Annotated in this window: 16 protein-coding genes and 1 pseudogene; 13 read left to right on the forward strand and 4 right to left on the reverse strand. The window is 49.7% G+C overall.

Features of this window, described 5'->3' with window-relative positions; genetic code table 11:
- Positions 1 to 2: 2 nt before the first annotated feature.
- From ABJ225_RS14610 to ABJ225_RS14625, 4 genes are all read left to right on the forward strand, one after another.
- Entirely contained in the window at positions 3 to 1,727 is a 1,725-nt protein-coding gene (locus tag ABJ225_RS14610) for an ABC transporter substrate-binding protein (RefSeq protein ID WP_347320899.1), read from the forward strand.
- A gap of 71 nt (positions 1,728 to 1,798) precedes the next feature.
- Positions 1,799 to 2,656, forward strand: coding sequence for an ABC transporter permease subunit (locus ABJ225_RS14615; RefSeq protein WP_347320955.1), 858 nt, complete (start codon positions 1,799 to 1,801; stop codon positions 2,654 to 2,656).
- The gene (locus ABJ225_RS14620) at positions 2,653 to 3,660 is read left to right on the forward strand and encodes an ABC transporter permease (RefSeq protein WP_148985602.1); all 1,008 of its coding nucleotides are present in this window, start codon (positions 2,653 to 2,655) and stop codon (positions 3,658 to 3,660) included. The genes ABJ225_RS14615 and ABJ225_RS14620 overlap by 4 nt, the downstream gene beginning before the upstream one ends.
- A 51-nt stretch (positions 3,661 to 3,711) precedes the next feature.
- The gene (locus ABJ225_RS14625) at positions 3,712 to 4,491 is read left to right on the forward strand and encodes an SDR family oxidoreductase (RefSeq protein WP_347320900.1); all 780 of its coding nucleotides are present in this window, start codon (positions 3,712 to 3,714) and stop codon (positions 4,489 to 4,491) included.
- Positions 4,492 to 4,609: 118 nt separating this feature from the next.
- On the opposite strand, the gene gad is transcribed toward ABJ225_RS14625, so the two are convergent.
- Together gad and ABJ225_RS14635 are read right to left on the reverse strand one after the other, a co-directional pair.
- Positions 4,610 to 6,079 carry a glutamate decarboxylase gene (gene gad, locus ABJ225_RS14630; protein WP_347320901.1) on the reverse strand — a complete coding sequence of 490 codons (1,470 nt, stop codon included), beginning with the start codon at positions 6,077 to 6,079 and terminating at the stop codon, positions 4,610 to 4,612.
- 209 nt (positions 6,080 to 6,288) lie between these two features.
- On the reverse strand, positions 6,289 to 6,609 hold the full coding sequence (locus ABJ225_RS14635) for a hypothetical protein (protein ID WP_218246518.1): 321 nt from the start codon (positions 6,607 to 6,609) through the stop codon (positions 6,289 to 6,291).
- Positions 6,610 to 6,778: 169 nt separating this feature from the next.
- On the opposite strand from ABJ225_RS14635, the gene rfbA reads away from it, so the two are divergent.
- From rfbA to ABJ225_RS14675, 9 genes and pseudogenes are all read left to right on the forward strand, one after another.
- Positions 6,779 to 7,645 carry a glucose-1-phosphate thymidylyltransferase RfbA gene (gene rfbA / locus ABJ225_RS14640; protein ID WP_347320902.1) on the forward strand — a complete coding sequence of 289 codons (867 nt, stop codon included), beginning with the start codon at positions 6,779 to 6,781 and terminating at the stop codon, positions 7,643 to 7,645.
- Positions 7,642 to 8,184, forward strand: coding sequence for a dTDP-4-dehydrorhamnose 3,5-epimerase (rfbC, locus tag ABJ225_RS14645; RefSeq protein WP_347320903.1), 543 nt, complete (start codon positions 7,642 to 7,644; stop codon positions 8,182 to 8,184). Before rfbA ends, rfbC begins: the two co-directional genes overlap by 4 nt.
- On the forward strand, positions 8,168 to 9,163 hold the full coding sequence (rfbB, locus tag ABJ225_RS14650) for a dTDP-glucose 4,6-dehydratase (RefSeq protein WP_347320904.1): 996 nt from the start codon (positions 8,168 to 8,170) through the stop codon (positions 9,161 to 9,163). The genes rfbC and rfbB overlap by 17 nt, the downstream gene beginning before the upstream one ends.
- Positions 9,164 to 9,168: 5 nt before the next feature.
- Positions 9,169 to 9,990 (forward strand): dTDP-4-dehydrorhamnose reductase, encoded by an 822-nt coding sequence (gene rfbD, locus ABJ225_RS14655; protein WP_347320956.1) that lies wholly within the window; start codon positions 9,169 to 9,171, stop codon positions 9,988 to 9,990.
- A 68-nt stretch (positions 9,991 to 10,058) separates the two neighbouring features.
- Positions 10,059 to 10,724, forward strand: a pseudogene (locus ABJ225_RS22395) (class I SAM-dependent methyltransferase); the annotation flags it as partial.
- Positions 10,725 to 11,117: 393 nt separating this feature from the next.
- Positions 11,118 to 12,302 (forward strand): glycosyltransferase, encoded by a 1,185-nt coding sequence (locus tag ABJ225_RS22400; RefSeq protein WP_481900631.1) that lies wholly within the window; start codon positions 11,118 to 11,120, stop codon positions 12,300 to 12,302.
- Positions 12,303 to 12,333: 31 nt separating this feature from the next.
- On the forward strand, positions 12,334 to 12,564 hold the full coding sequence (locus ABJ225_RS14665; RefSeq protein WP_347320906.1) for a hypothetical protein: 231 nt from the start codon (positions 12,334 to 12,336) through the stop codon (positions 12,562 to 12,564).
- A gap of 59 nt (positions 12,565 to 12,623) precedes the next feature.
- Positions 12,624 to 12,785 carry a hypothetical protein gene (locus tag ABJ225_RS14670; RefSeq protein WP_347320907.1) on the forward strand — a complete coding sequence of 54 codons (162 nt, stop codon included), beginning with the start codon at positions 12,624 to 12,626 and terminating at the stop codon, positions 12,783 to 12,785.
- Positions 12,782 to 13,285: a hypothetical protein gene (locus tag ABJ225_RS14675; RefSeq protein ID WP_347320908.1), complete on the forward strand. Its 504-nt coding sequence runs from the start codon at positions 12,782 to 12,784 to the stop codon at positions 13,283 to 13,285. Before ABJ225_RS14670 ends, ABJ225_RS14675 begins: the two co-directional genes overlap by 4 nt.
- Positions 13,286 to 13,331: 46 nt before the next feature.
- Here the strand turns inward: ABJ225_RS14675 and ABJ225_RS14680 are convergent, their stop codons facing one another.
- Positions 13,332 to 14,849, reverse strand: a complete 1,518-nt coding sequence (locus ABJ225_RS14680) for an ABC transporter permease/substrate-binding protein (RefSeq protein ID WP_347320909.1) — start codon at positions 14,847 to 14,849, stop codon at positions 13,332 to 13,334.
- The gene (locus tag ABJ225_RS14685; protein ID WP_347320910.1) at positions 14,846 to 15,799 is read right to left on the reverse strand and encodes an ABC transporter ATP-binding protein; all 954 of its coding nucleotides are present in this window, start codon (positions 15,797 to 15,799) and stop codon (positions 14,846 to 14,848) included. The genes ABJ225_RS14680 and ABJ225_RS14685 overlap by 4 nt, the downstream gene beginning before the upstream one ends.
- Positions 15,800 to 15,947 lie beyond the last annotated feature (148 nt).

The raw sequence follows: 15,947 nt of genomic DNA on the forward strand, positions 1-15,947 counted from the left end.
AAATGGACGAGCGCTACTTTTCGATGCGAGCACAGTTTTTTGAGCGAGAAATAGAACGAGCATGTACGTTTAAACTGCAAGAGCTGGAGGAGCTGTGGTTCTGTTCACGGAAGAATGTAAAACGGATTCTCCATCAGTTCGAAGATCGTGGCAAACTTATGTACCTTCCTGGCGAGGGGAGAGGGAATTCTTCTCGTCTCCTATTTTCAAATGATTTTCAAAGTGAGGTAGAGGAGGTCATAAAAGACTGCGTGCAAAAGGGACAGCTGGATGCCACTGCTCATCTGTTGCGTTTACCCATTCCTAAACTATGGATTATGAAGGCATCTTCAGATATACGGGAGATATTTGGGTATCAGAGTGGGAATGAGTCCAAGGACATCCTTCATGGATTCATTGAGCGGGACCTGACTACACTGAATCCCGTCAATGTCTCTATTACATTTGAATCCCATTTGATTGAATACCTTGGTGACACACTGGTTAAGTATGATGTGGGAGAAGATCGAATTCTACCCCATCTTGCTCACCATTTCAAAGTGGATGATGAGCAACGTCGGTTTACGTTCTATCTTAGAAAAGGAGTATTATTCCATAGCCATGATAAGTTGACGAGTAGGGATGTAGAATCAACGGTTAGCCGAATCAAGGATGCGAGAGGATCGGCGAGTCAGTGGCTGGCAGACGATATTCAAGAGGTAGAATGCGAGGGTCCGTATAAGGTCACGATTGTTCTCCGTAATCCCAATCCATTCTTCCTTAGATATATCGCATCTCCCCATTTTTCAATTCTTCCGGCTTCCATGATATTTAATGAGTACGAGTGGATAGGCAGTGGTCCATTTGCAATAAAAGAAAGGACGACAAGCAAGCTTGTTCTGGAGGCATTTGATCATTATTTTCTGGAGAGACCGCTCTTGGACGAACTGCATTTTTATGGAGTTACTAAAGAAGCTGCTTCCATTGTCAATTACAATTTGGACGATTCACAACCTGATCAGGTGAAGAGCAAGCAAGCCATTGAATCGGGTTTCCGCTTTCTTTTGTGTAATGGTAAGAGAGATTCGATTATTAAAGAACATTCATTTAGAAAAGCGTTGTATCATCTAGTGGATATCAATGAAATGGGGAATGATCTAGGGTGGGGAGAATGGGTTGAGGCGAGTAGTTTTGTACCATCCAGGTCATGTCGACAAGAAAAACGGTCAGAAAAAATCTATCCATTACTAAAGGAGTCTGGTTATAGTGGTGAAGCGATACAGTTGTATCACCTCGACTACGGTAAAGGCATTCAAACTGCAGAATGGCTGAAGATGAGAGGTGCCCAGTTTGGTATCTTATTTGAATTACATCCTTTTTCTTACAAGGACTTTTATGAGTCAAACATTGATCAGATGGCAGACGTCGTTTTAATTGGAGAAGTATCATCGCTCGATTCACATCTCTCTTTTCTGGGTGCATTCAAGAATGATTTCCTATACTTCAGAAAAATGTTTCCCATTGATTCAATTGAATGGATTGACAAGGAACTTGAAAAGTTCAAGAAGGAGGATTGGCCAGGCAGGGAAGCCATCATGGAAAGAATTGAAGAACACATTAGACATAAAAATCTTCTAATCTTCCTTTATCATCCGATTAAAAAGAGAACCTTCCACCCGATGATTAAAGACGTAACATTTCATTCTTTCAGTCACATCGATTTTTCTAAGCTGTGGATACCCCACTAAAAAGTCTTTTTTTGAAAAATTGATGTGGTATAATGACAAAAAAAGGCATTGGAGGATTAATTTTGAATATAATGAAGCGATTCGCCTGGTTGCTCGAGCCGGTTTTGATCATTGCAGGAATTCTACTGGTCAGTGCCGGGTCCGGCCTGTTTGAAACCCAATCCCTCTCCTTCGCATCGTACGGACAAACCTTCCTGGGTATGTGGGGGGATCTCTCTCATCCGTTTGATCTCGTATATACCATAACGCAAACGGAGAGACCGCTGTTTCCGTTCATCCTGCTGGCACTATGGAGCAGTATGCGGATCCTTTTTCTGGCGATTGTCATATCCCTTGGTGCCTCTCTTATTCTCTTAATCATGTATACGGTGTCCGGGCGGATCGTGAAAAATGGGATCAAATCAGTCGCTGCCGTTCTCGAGTCAGTGCCGGATATCTTTGTCATTGCCACACTGCAGCTCTTCATCATCTGGTTTTTCAAGAAGACGGGGATTCTCCTCGGCGATGTGGCCTCCCTTGATCCAAATGAAATCATCTTCCTTCCGGCCGTCACCCTGAGCGTACTGCCGACCTTCTTCTTCCTCGGTCTGATGATTTCATTCGTGAAAGAAGAGGAAGATCTGCCGTATGTGGAGCTCGCCCGGAGCAAAGGACTGACAAAATACCGGATCCTGTTCATCCATATGATCCGGAACATCCTTGTCAGCCTGACGTATCACGGCAAGCAGATTGTGTGGATGATGCTGTCAAACCTGCTGATCCTCGAGTATCTGTATAATGTCTTCGGTGTCACGTCGTTCTTGTTCACCTATAATACGCCGGCGATCTTTGCCATCACGTCTATTCTGCTCTTTCTCCCGATCTATGGGGTGCTGAAAGCGATGCAGTTCACGGTGAAGCACCGGATCGGGAAGGAGATGAGTTTATGACGACGTTGAAAAATTGGCTACTGATAGGATTTGGAGCAGGGTTCATCCTTTTGATGCTGGGGTGGAGCATCCTTTTCCATTCCCAAGGATCCAAGATTCCTAAGACCGTCATGACAAACGGAGATGAGGGGTTTGCCGCAGCTCCGTTCAGCCCGTCATCCCAGATCATGTTCGGGACCGACCGGGACGGCTACCATATGTTCTATAAGGTGGTGGACGGAGCGGTGTATACCCTCGGTGCAGCGATTGCCATTTCCCTGGTGGCCTTCCTTTTGGCGTTTCTTGCCGGTGTCCTCATGGGATTCTGGAAGCCGGCATTCAGACGCTACTCGGATAAGGTACTCATGGGCTTTTATTTCATCCCGCAGTCCATCATCGCCTACAACGTCCTGTATCCGTTGCTGTGGGAGACGGAGGATGGCTTTACCACCACCTTGAATGAGCGGATCGTCTGGACAATTCTGGTGCTGGCCTTCATCATGCTGCCGACGACGGCCATCCTGATTTCCAACGAAACAAAAGAAATCCTCGGCAAGGAATTCATTGCAGGTGCGCGGGTCCTCGGCGGCAGCCGGTTCTTCCTATTCTGGAAGCATGTGCTCCCCCATCTGAAGGGGCGGCTGTTCATCCTCTTCCCGAAGCTCGTCATCCAGGCACTCTTGATCATCGCCCACCTAGGATTCTTCACGATTTACTTTGGTGGGACGGATGTATGCTATGATCAGGCCGGATGTGATCCACCTAAACCGTTCGTCCAGGAGTGGGCAAGCATCATGGGGACGAACTACCATGAAATCTATATTTCATGGTGGATCTTCATGACACCGATGCTGTTCTTCTCGTTGGCCATCATTGCCTTGACCGCGACAACGAAAGGACTGGAAGGACTCCTTGATCCTACAGTCAAACTGCGAAAGAAAAAAGTCATTTCCTCCCATTCTCACGCTTCATCTGATGTAACAGCGGAATCTTTCCATCGGGTCGGGAAGGAAGTTTCATCCTGAACCGAGAAGGTTATAGATTGATAGAAGGGATACATAGAAGGAGGAAGAAGGATGAACTTGAATTTGAATGGAAAAGTGGCCCTGGTGGTGGCATCAAGCCAGGGGCTCGGCAAGGCGATTGCGACCCAATTTGTCAAAGAAGGCATGCGGGTCATGCTCACGAGCAGAAATGAGGGGACACTGAAAGAGGTCAAGGAAGAGCTGAGTGTTCATGGAACGGTGGAGTATTGTTCTGCAGATATTACAAAGCCGGAAGAAATAGCCCGCCTTGTGGAACAGACGGTGGACACTTTTGGGGGGATCGATGTTCTCATCAACAATGCAGGGGGTCCTCCTACAGGAAGCTTCGAGCAGTTCAGCGATGAAGACTGGACGAATGCCTTTCAGCTCAATCTATTGAGCTATGTCCGTCTCATCCGGGAGGCGCTGCCTCACTTGAAAAAGGATGGAGGGCGGATCATCAATATCGCTTCTTCTTCCATCAAGGTGCCGATCCCGGGACTGATCCTCTCCAATACGTTCCGTACGGGGATGATCGGCATGGCGAAGACCCTTGCCGATGAGTTCGCAGAGTACGGCATCCTGATCAACACCGTAGCCCCTGGAAGGATCGCCACCGACCGCGTCGCCCATCTCGATTCGGTCAATGCGGACAAGCATGGGAAGAGCGTGGAAGAGGTGGAGGAAGAGTCGAAGGCGAAGATCCCGTTGAAACGCTACGGGACACCGGAAGAATTCGCCAACGTCGTCACCTTCCTTGTATCAGACGCCAACACGTATATGACCGGAAGCTCCTTCCTTGTAGATGGAGGCATGGTGAAGTCCATATAACATTCCAAAGTTCCCGGGACTATTAAAAGCACCCTACAGAACAGACGAGAGTCTGCCTATAGGGTGCTTTTTTGTGTAGTACCAGGAACTACTCAGTAGATCTGCTCATGTTTACCTTCTAATGATGAAACCCATTATCATACTTCGTATCATTTGGCATAGGTGCATCCAGGGTATCTAGAAACGCAACGGCCTGTTTGAGGTTCACCAAAAATAAATGGGCAAGGTCCATGGAGAAACCGTTCCGAACCACCACCCGCATTATCGTCACCGTTTCCATGTCAGGAGGCAATGGATAGGCGGGGACCTGCCAGCCGAACACACGCATTTGTCTGGATAAATCAAATAGGGTCCAATGGGATGTGGCATCATCTCTCAGTCGCCAAGCGAAGACGGGTATATCGGAACCATCGGATAAAAGTTCGAACGGTCCCATATTCTGAATCTCCTTGCTCAGGAAGCGGGCAACGTTCTGTGAAGCCTTTTGCACCTCATAGTACCCTTCTTTCCCCAGACGCAGGTAATTATAATATTGCAGCAGCACTTGTGCGCCGGGGCGGGAGAAATTCAGGGCGAAAGTCGGCATGTTCCCGCCGAGATAGGAGACGCGGAAGATGAGTTCCTCAGGGAGGTCCTTGGCTTCCCTCCAGATGATCCAACCCAATCCCGGGTAGACCAATCCATACTTATGTCCGGATACATTGATGGACTTCACCCTCGGCAGTTGAAAATCCCAAACCAGATCAGGTTGAAGGAACGGTGCGACAAATCCTCCTGAAGCTGCATCCACATGCATCGGAATATTGAGACCGGACTTCTCCTGCAGATCATCCAATGCTTTCGCAATGGCGGCAATGGGCTCGTATAGACCGGTATACGTTTCCCCAAGAATGGCGACAACCCCGATCGTATTTTCGTCCACTGCAGCGAGGACTCCCTCAGGGTTCAATTGAGGATGATCGTGTGTGACCTTTACATAGCGAGGTTCCACTTCCCAATAGTTCGCGAATTTTTCCCAAACGACCTGAACAGCAGAACTAAACACAATATTGGGGCGATCTGTCGGTTTTCCTTCCTTTTTGCGTGCATTTTGCCAGCGCCTTTTCAATGCAAGACCTCCAAGCATACAGGCTTCCGAGGATCCCGTTGTGGATACCCCCATTGTTTTCAGGGGCTCGGGTGAATGCCAGAGATCGGCTAGAATGCGGACACATCGCTCCTCGATTTGGGCTGTTTGTGGATATTCATCCTTGTCTATCATGTTTTTGTCGAATGATTGGGCATATAAGCGCTCTGCGGCAGGCTCCATCCACGTACTGACGAATGTAGCGAGATTCAAGCGTGCATTGCCATCAAGCGTGATTTCATCATGGACGATTTGATAGGCTGTTTCTGGTAGCATGCCCCCATCCGCCAGTTGAAAGCGGGGAATGGTTGATTCTCCTTCGCGGGCAAAGAGAGGGTTTATGGAGAGTTCGTGTGGAAGCTCCATTTCCATGTGATGCGGTAATCGTTGTTGCTGATAGGGCTTGATTTCTTTTCCTCCGTATGTATCGCTTTGAGTGTCTGCTTTTCGATCCTGTGGCATATAAATCCCCCTTATGAACTGGTTAGCCACTCTATTATTTGCTGAAAATATTGGAATTAACCAAGCGTTTAAAGGATCATTCAAAAAATCAGCTATTCATTGCCGATATGCAATCAAAAAAGATGATCCCTGTATTGTACAGCGATTATCTTTTCCATGGACCTAGCTTTTTTGTAAATGTCCTCTACAAAAATACACGATTCCTCCATTCATGGGCCAGTGCCACATTGGATCATGTAAGTGCCATCCTGTTTGGGTGCATAGCAGACAGAGGAAGTATCTCCGGTCGGACTATTAAAATCGAACCATTTCACATCATAGAGCTGCCCTAATTCAGCATCAACGTAGTCGTTCTCGTTGATCCATGCGAAAAAGCTTTGGTACGGATGGCCTTCTTGATAGATGTGTGCCCTCAAAGCAGATTCAGGCGAGCTTTGGCTGTGTACAACGGGCGCAAGGAAGGGAGGAAGGGCGATCAAGACCGCTACAGAAAGGAACACTAACAACAGGATTTTTTTCTTTTTGCGCATTGGTTTCTCCTTTTTACATCATCTGATTAAGCGTGATTCTTAAATATTCGACAGTAATAGATATTTTCCTTTTTTTTGTTTGGTCACATGTGTGCTCAGCGGACCTTCTTTTTGTGCCTTGCATACGATAACACAGCAGAAATATCTTCTTATGTTGGGAGCGTTCCATATGAAAGGCATCATATTAGCAGGGGGGAGCGGTACGCGCTTGTATCCATTGACTAAATCAATCTCGAAACATCTCCTTCCCCTTTACGATAAGCCGATGATTTACTACCCCCTCTGTACGTTGATGGAAGCAGGGATCCGTGAAATCTTGATCATCTCGACGGAGCAGGATATCGGTCGATACGGGCAGCTTCTCGGTGATGGGAGTACGCTCGGGATCTCAATCCAGTATGCACTGCAACCGAAACCGGAGGGCATCGCTCAGGCTTTTATCATAGGGGAAGCCTTCATAGGAGAAGAGCGTACGGCGTTAATTCTTGGAGACAATGTGTTTTATGGGCCGGGGTTTCAGGATCCCGTGTGGAACGGGGATGATGCTCTTGTCTTTGGTGCTTATGTAGTAGATCCGGAGCGTTTCGGGGTGGTGGGCTTTTCAAGCGAAGGGCAAGTGGAGTCAATCGAGGAAAAGCCGGCCTGCCCGAAGTCCAACTATGCTGTCGCAGGGTTATATGTGTACGACAGCGATGTCGTGGCAGTTGCCAAAAGCCTGCGGCCATCCGTGCGTGGAGAGCTTGAGATTACGGATATCAACCGTATCTACCTGCAATCGGGGAAACTTTCGGTCCGTCTCCTCGGGGAACATGATGCCTGGATGGATGCAGGTACCCATGAGTCCCTATTCAAGGCGTCGCAGTTTGTCAAAACGATGGAAGAGACGAAAAATGTGAAGGTCGGATGTATCGAGGAAGTAGCTTTCCGCAAGGGGTGGATCACAGCAGGAGAGCTGATGAAGCTTGGTCATCCGTTACGCCATAATCCATATGGACAGTATCTGATCAGGGTGGCTGGAAGGGGGAGTGCAGGATGAAGGTCATCGAGACCGATCTCCATGGCGTGGTGGTGCTTGAACCACTCTTGTTCGGGGATCATCGGGGATATTTTTTCGAAAGCTACAATGAGCGTACAGTAGGCACGCATGGATTGACGGCGAGGTTCGTCCAGGATAACGAATCCTTTTCAGAGAAGGCGGGTGTCCTGAGGGGGTTGCACTATCAGATCGGGGAACATGCTCAGGCGAAGCTGGTGAGGGTGGCTTCGGGATCGATCTTTGATGTGGCGGTGGATATTCGTAAGGGATCGGAGACATTTGGCCGCTGGTTCGGGACGGTCCTCAGTGCACGGAATAAACGGCAGCTTTACGTTCCAAAAGGGATGGCCCACGGCTTTTGCACGCTGGAGGCGGAAACCACCGTCCTTTACAAGGCGGACTCCTTTTATCACGCCGCGTCCGACCGGGGGATCCGCTGGGATGATCCCCATCTTGCCATCGACTGGCCGGCGGATGTGCCGATTCTTTCTGGCAAAGATGAAAGCCTGCCACGTTGGGAGGATGCCGACTTTGATTAAGCACACGATCCTTGTTACTGGGGGAGCGGGATTCATCGGTCATCACTTCGTCAAACATAGATTGAGAGGGACGGAGGACAGGATCGTGAATCTTGATGCGCTCACCTATGCAGGAGACCTTGAGGCGTTGAAAGAGTTGGAGGGGCCTCCACGCTATACATTCGCGCAGGGGGATGTGAACAACCGGGAGCTCGTCGATGATCTGATCAGGCAGCACAACATCAATTTGATCGTCCATTTTGCGGCTGAGTCCCATGTGGACCGGAGCATTGCCTCGGCGTCATCCTTCATCCATACAAATGTAGCCGGCACCCAGGTGCTTCTGGACGTGGCAAGGGAGCACCATGTACGCTTTATTCATATTTCTACAGACGAAGTATACGGAAGCCTCGGGGAAACAGGGGTCTTCACGGAAGAATCCCCCCTTGCACCGCGAAGCCCCTATGCCGCCAGCAAAGCATCATCCGATTGTCTCGTCCTCGCCTATCACCATACATTCGGCCTGCCCGTCAATATCACACGCTGTACAAACAATTACGGACCGAGGCAGTTTCCGGAGAAGTTCATCCCGAAGATGATTATCGAGGCACTGAGAGGGAATCCGCTTCCCCTTTATGGAAACGGGGAAAACGTAAGGGATTGGATCCACGTGCACGATCATTGCACCGCCATCGACGCGGTGATTGAAAAAGGGATTGCAGGGGAAGTCTACAACATCGGTTCTTCCAATGAGAGGAAAAATCTTGAGATCGCGAGGTTCATCCTGGAGGAGCTCGAATTGGATGAAAACCGGATTGCCTATGTTGATGACCGCCCCGGACATGATTATCGCTACGCACTCAATTCGGATAAGATCAGGAATGAATTGGGCTGGGCACCCCAATATGAATTTGAGCCGGCTTTGAAGAAGACGATCCAATGGTATAAGGAGCACCGCCCGTGGTGGGAATGGGTGTTGAAAAGGAGTGATGGCCTGTGACGATCATGATCACAGGTGGGTCAGGTCATCTCGGTAGTGAATTCATCCGGCAGCTGAGGGATGCGGGACAGCCGTTCCTGGCACCGCAAAGGGCCGAATGCGACGTGACGGATGTGAAGCAAACCAAGGACTTCATATACCGGTGCTCCCCCGATATCATTATCCACTGTGCAGCGTTCACGGATGTGGAGCGAGCGGAAGAGGAGCAGGAACGGGCTTTTCTCGTGAATGCAACGGGAACCAAGCATATAGCGGAAGCAGCAAGTGCAGTCGGAGCTGTGTTGGTTTATATCAGCACGGACTATGTCTTCGATGGGAAGAAGAAGGGCCCGTATGAAGAGGGGGATCATCCGGCTCCCCTCAATGCCTATGGAAGGTCGAAGCTTGCCGGGGAAGAGGCTGTCAGGAAGGCGGCTCCCCGGTACTATATCGTGCGGACGTCCTGGGTGTTCGGCGGAGCGGGGCCGAACTTCATCAATAAGATCTTGACCTTATCGAAAACGAACGACACCCTTAAGGTCGTGGACGATATTATGGGCAGCCCGACGTATACCGTAGATCTCGCCGGGGCCATTCTTCGCCTGATTCAAACGGATCGATTCGGGACCTTCCATCTCACAAATGGAGGGGCATGCTCGTGGTACGGCCTGGCTGCTGAAGCCATTAGGCTTTCAGGTAGCCCGACAACGATCCTACCCTGCTCTTCAGAGGAGTACCCAAGCAAGGCAGTCAGACCACGATACTCTGTACTCGGCAACCATAAAACGCAGCCCCTCCCTCTGTGGAAGAATGCAGTCAAGCGCTATCTAGCGTCCATATCGGTTTAAGATATAATGCACGTTTTTTCACATACCTTGTAAGGAGGTATGTGTTTTTTTGTGAAAGGAGGAGGGCGATGAAAGGTTGGGATTATCGCCATGCGACATTTGCCGTTGACGAAGCGGAGGAACTGCCTGCAGGTGCCATCCGATATGGCCCATGGTCAGGTCATCGCAGGTTTGCTTATGATTTTGTACGCTACCTTGCTCCTGAATGCATCGTTGAGCTGGGTACTCAATATGGAGCGTCATTTTTCAGCTTTTGCCAGGCAGTGAAGGATGGGGGACTGACATCCACATGTCACGCAGTGGATACGTGGGAAGGGGATCCCCACGCAGGCTATTATGGTGACGATGTATATGAAGGCGTCAAAGCTGTGACGGAAAGGGAGTTCCCCGGGATCGGCAAGCTGCTGAGGAAAACCTTCGATGAAGCACTGAAGGAGTTCGAAGACGGATCCATCGACCTTCTTCACATTGACGGATACCACACATATGAAGCCGTCAGCCATGATTACACCACGTGGTTGCCGAAGCTGTCGGAGAACGGGGTCGTCCTGTTCCATGACACGTATGTGAGGGGAAGGGACTTTGGAGTATATAAATTCTGGGCGGAACGACAAGGGGATCCTCACATCGATTTCACCCACTGCAACGGACTGGGTGTCCTGTTTCCCAAAGGGACCAATGCCCAGCAAGAGCATATGCTCATCCGGAAAGGAGAAATGGAAGAGGTTTACCGGGGGACCGACCGGATCGGACGCCTGAGGCGGAACAACGAGGAGGGTGGAGCGGAACCCTCCATGTTCACAGCCTATCTCTATATCTCTGATTCTTATACCGATCACTATCTTCACATCATCTTCAATCGCCTGATGGAAAAAGGGATTGATATTGTTCTTTGTGATGCCGATGCTTCACATCCAGAGGTGGATCCAAAGCATCCGCGTGTGTATGTATCTATAGGGCAGGACTGGCAGGAATTCAAAGGGTTGAACGGCCTGCCTCTTGAGGAGCGGAGGAGATGGATCCATGTGAAGTCGGGAGAGGAAATCGAGGCGGATCATCTCTTTCACTGCTGGTTCAAGCGGACGGATCCCCTGCCGGAAGTGAAGGTGGGGTTCCTTCCTTCCCCCATGAGCGACCTCCCCCTCGTGTCAGTGTTCACGGCAGCCTATAGATCGGGAGACAAGATCAGGCGGCCCTATGAGTCTCTCTTGAAGCAAACCTACTCGAATTGGGAATGGGTCATCGTGGATGACTCCGATGATGGGGGCGAGACGTATCAAACGGCTCTGATGGGGCTGGATGACGCAAGGGTCAGGCGCTACCGGCCAGACGGATCGTCCGGATATATCGGAGCGGTGAAACGGTATGCGGCAAGCCTATGCACCGGGGAAATCCTGGTGGAGGTAGATCATGATGACGAGCTCACGGAGGATTGTCTGGAGAAAATCGTGTCGGCCTTCCAGGCGAATCCCGAAGCCGGATTTGCCTATGGGGATTGCACGGAGGTCCATGCCGACAATCTTCACGCCCATTGGTACGGCTGGGACAGCGGCTATGGCTATAACCTGTATTACCGGGTGTGGATCCACAAGATGAAGCGCTGGCAGAATGTGAATAAGCACACGGCCCTTAATGGAACGACCATCAGGCATCTCGTCGGCCTCCCGAACCATCCCCGTGCATGGAGGCGGGACTGCTATCACCTGATTGGGGGACACAGGGAGGAACTGCTCGTGGCAGATGACTATGACCTTCTCGTCCGCACGTTCCTGTCAACCCGTGTCGTGGCAATCCCGGACCTTCTCTATATCCAATACCGGAACGCAGGTGGGAGCAATACGACGTTTACAAGGAACAAGCAGATCCAGCTTCTCGTGCAGCAGCTTTACAACTACTATGGGGACCGGATCGGGCAGAGGCTCGAGTCCATTGAACTGCCCCGTGAGATTCCCTACGAACGGATTTGGAAGCGGAAAACGGATGACGCCGGTGTCAAGACGGCTCATCTCATCCATGAGAGGGAGGATCGGAGCTCATTAGTATTCCCCATCCCTCATGAAGAAGAAGAGTATGATCATACTCTTCTTCTTGAAGCACTCAGGGAGGGCATGGAAACCGGATTCTCAGATCATGAGATCGTCATCGCCGGAAGGATCCCGCATCTTGTGGAAACCTACGCGGCCAATGCGCCGATGGGGGCGATCAGGTGGTGGCCGATGGAAGTGGAAGATGATTGGGAAACCTGTCTCCGATATGCGACTTACATGGCTTCGTGTAAGGAAAAGGTTGTGGTGGGGAGAAGTCTGACTTAAGGGGAATAAAAGTCTGTTTGGTGTAAATGGGATGGATACACAGGAGAAGGTTCTACATGTTTGGTATGACCTGTTTGTCGGGGACCCTTATAAGAATGGAGCAGGCGAGGCATGCTTGTGGTATGCCTCATTGTCCTGCGGGGGAGTAGCGGCCGGCTGGAGAAGGAAGTCGCAGGTCTTTCTACTGGAGAAGGATGAAAGCATTTTCTGTGGAAATGAAGTAGAAAGGATGTACATAATGAAGGTGAATGGTATAATATAGAAAATATTTCCTGTAGGGGTGTTGAAATGGCCGGAGGAGACGGTGTATTTATAATTTCATTGCTGACTCTGTTGGCAGGACTGGTATTTGTCACAGCAGTGGCGGTGAGGTTGGTCAACAATGGAAGACAGAAGACGGATCAAAAAGAGGAACGGTTGGCGGCAGTTGAAGAAAAGCTGGAAAAACTATTGGGTGCCATGAAGGGAAAAGGGTCAGAATGAGCCATTTAGTGAGAAAATTCTTACGGATCTCTGGACCCGGTGTGCTGCTGACCTTGCTGGTCGTGACCCTTTCTGTACTTTCAGCGTGTTCGAGTCCTTCTGAAAAGCTTTTGGAGCAGTTCACGGAATACAGGGTGGAACATGGCCTGGATCTGTATCGCCAGACAATACCCCAGGACGGGGAAAGCTCCCTGATTGCAGCCTATGAGACCGTTGATGGCCTGTTTGGGATCATGGAATTTGACGGCAAAGAAAATAAACAGAAGGAAGTAGAAAAAAGCCAGAAGGTGACGACCGCTGTCCTGGCAGGAAACGAAAGTACCATCCTCGCCATCCTTCACCCCGATCAGAAAACAGGGAATGTCAAAGTGTATGCGGGTGGTCAATCGGAAGAATTCCCTCTTGATACTCAAGAGCCCATTACGATGCATAGGCTGAAGGATTTTTATGATGATGTGAAAGTAGAAGTCTATGATGAGGAAGGAAATTTAATTGAGTAAGGAAAATAAAACCGGACACGCCAACATGGGCGGTCCGGTTTTTGGTTTATTGAATAAGCTTATTCTTTTTTAAATACTCTTCCGCCACTTCTCTTGCAGAGCGGTCTTCGACGGAAACCTGGTAGTTCATTTCCCTCATCTCGTCATCCGTGATCTTACCGGACAATTTGTTGAGAATGTCCTCAAGCTCAGGATATTCTTCAAGGAGCTCCTCTTTCATGATCGGGGCACCTTGATACGGAGGGAAGAGTCCCTTATCATCTTCGAGTACTTTCAGGTTGTATTTCTCGATTTCTGGGTCAGTGGAGTAGGCGTCGGCCAGATTAATCTTCCCTGAATCAATGGCTGTGTACCGCAGTTCGGGCTGCATGACCTTCACGGATGGAAACTCGATGCCGTAGAGTTTCTGGATGCCGGGGTAGCCGTCGTCCCGCTCAGGGAATTCCGGTGTGAAGCCGGCCTTGATAGTGCCCTGGATGGCCTTCAGATCGGAAATGGTCTTCAGGTCATACTCCTTGGCCAGCTCCTCGGGAACGGCAAGGGCATAGGTGTTGTTGTACTTCATCGGCTCGAGTAAGGCGAAGCCGAGTTTTTCCTTTGCACCGTCTTTCGCCTGCGTATAGACCTCTTTCTCATCGGTGCTTTCAGGTGATTCCTTCAGGAGATCGGCAATGACCGTCCCTGTGAATTCCGGGTAGATGTCGATATCCCCTGACCTCAGGGCATTGAACATGAAAGTGGTCGGCCCCATATTCGGCTTCACCTCTACCGTGATATTGGTTTCATCTTCGATCAGGAGTTTATACATATTCATCAGAATCTCCGGCTCAGGCCCGAGCTTCCCTCCGATAACAAGATCGGCTTCCTTCGGTTTTAAGAAGGCGGAACCTCCGATGATCAAGAAGGCGATGACGATGACAGATGCCACCGATATCAGGGATTTCTTGAATGATAGCCTTCCAATGATCCGCAACAGGAAATCGAAGAACAGCGCCAGCAGTGCAGCGGGGATGGCACCGAGAAGGATCAGATCGGTATCGTTCCGGCTGATCCCGACGGTGATGAGATCCCCGAGGCCTCCCGCTCCAATCAGGGCGGCGATCGTCGTCGTTCCGATGATGAGGACCATCGACGTCCGGATCCCAGCCATGATGACAGGCATGGCAAGTGGCAGTTCGACTTTGACCAGGCGTCTCCAGCTGTTCATCCCGAGTCCTTTCGCCGCTTCCGTCAAGGCGGGATCCACTTCATTGATACCTGTATACACATTCCTCAGGATCGGGAGAAGCGCATAGGCGACAAGAGCGATAATGGAAGGGACAGTCCCGATTCCGACAAGGGGGATCAAGAGTCCGAGGAGGGCCAGCGACGGAATCGTCTGGAAGACGGCCGTGATGCCGATGATCCCTTCAGCTATCTTCTGCTTCCGGGTCAAATAGATGCCCAGTGGAATCGATATGATAAGCGCAAAGAACAAGGCAATGAAGGAGATTTCGATATGCTGTAAGAGATCGTTAAGCAATTCGCCTTTCCGGTTATTGAACGTTTCCATCAATCCATTCATCCTGTTTCACCTGCTTTCACTCCTGCAAGATGCCGGATGATGGTTTCCCTTGAAACGTATCCGACGGGGGTCCCGTCTTTTTTCACGATTGCGATCTCTTCCTGTGCAAGGGCTGAAAGGGTTTCGTCAATCGTGCTGTCGATCGGGATAGATGCCCGGTCCACATCCATCGGTTCTTCAATCGGTGAGAGGAGATCGGCCAGGTTGAAGTCATTCTCAAGGGAATGTCCTTTCCCTCCGATGAAATCCCGGACAAATTCATTGGCAGGATGATGGATCAACTCTTCGGGTGTCCCTACCTGGGCGACTTCGCCGTCCTTCATGAGGCAGATGCGATCTCCGAGCTTCAGGGCCTCCTGCATATCATGGGTGACAAACACGATGGTTTTCTTGATCTCCTTCTGGAGGGACAGAATATCATCCTGGAGCTTTTCCCTCGTGATGGGGTCGAGGGCGCTGAACGGTTCATCCATCAGGATGAATTCCGGGTCTGCCGCAAGGGCGCGCGCGACTCCGATCCGCTGCTGCTGACCACCCGATAATTCACCGGGCTTACGGTCTTTATAGTCAGTGGGTTTAAGACCCACCATCCGTAAAAGCTCATCCACACGCTTGCTTGTCTTTTCTTTAGGCCACTTCTTCATCTCAGGGACGATGGCGATATTCTCCTCGATGGTCATATGTGGGAACAGTCCGATATTCTGTAGCACATACCCGATGTTCCATCTCAGCTCGTGCACATTGTATGTACTGACTTTCTCATCATTGATATAAATCGTTCCATCAGATAACTCAATGAGTCGGTTGATCATTTTGAGCGTCGTTGTCTTTCCGCATCCACTGGGACCGATCAGCACAAAGATTTCCCCATTTGGAATAGTGAAACTGACTGAGTTCACGGCCTTCTTATTTCCGTCAAACACTTTTGAAACATTCTCAAATCGTATCATTACTTACCTCCTTCTTATCCAATAAGTACCCCTTTAAAAAGAACCTACCTAATAAGATTCCTTTTATTCATACAAGATAAACGCTTTTTCCAAGTAAATAAGGAGCAAACCTACAAGAAAATATCTCGAATTAAAAGTTTTTTCTCCC

This window comes from Rossellomorea sp. RS05, from assembly GCF_039822645.1.
Lineage (GTDB): Bacteria > Bacillota > Bacilli > Bacillales > Bacillaceae_B > Rossellomorea > Rossellomorea marisflavi_B.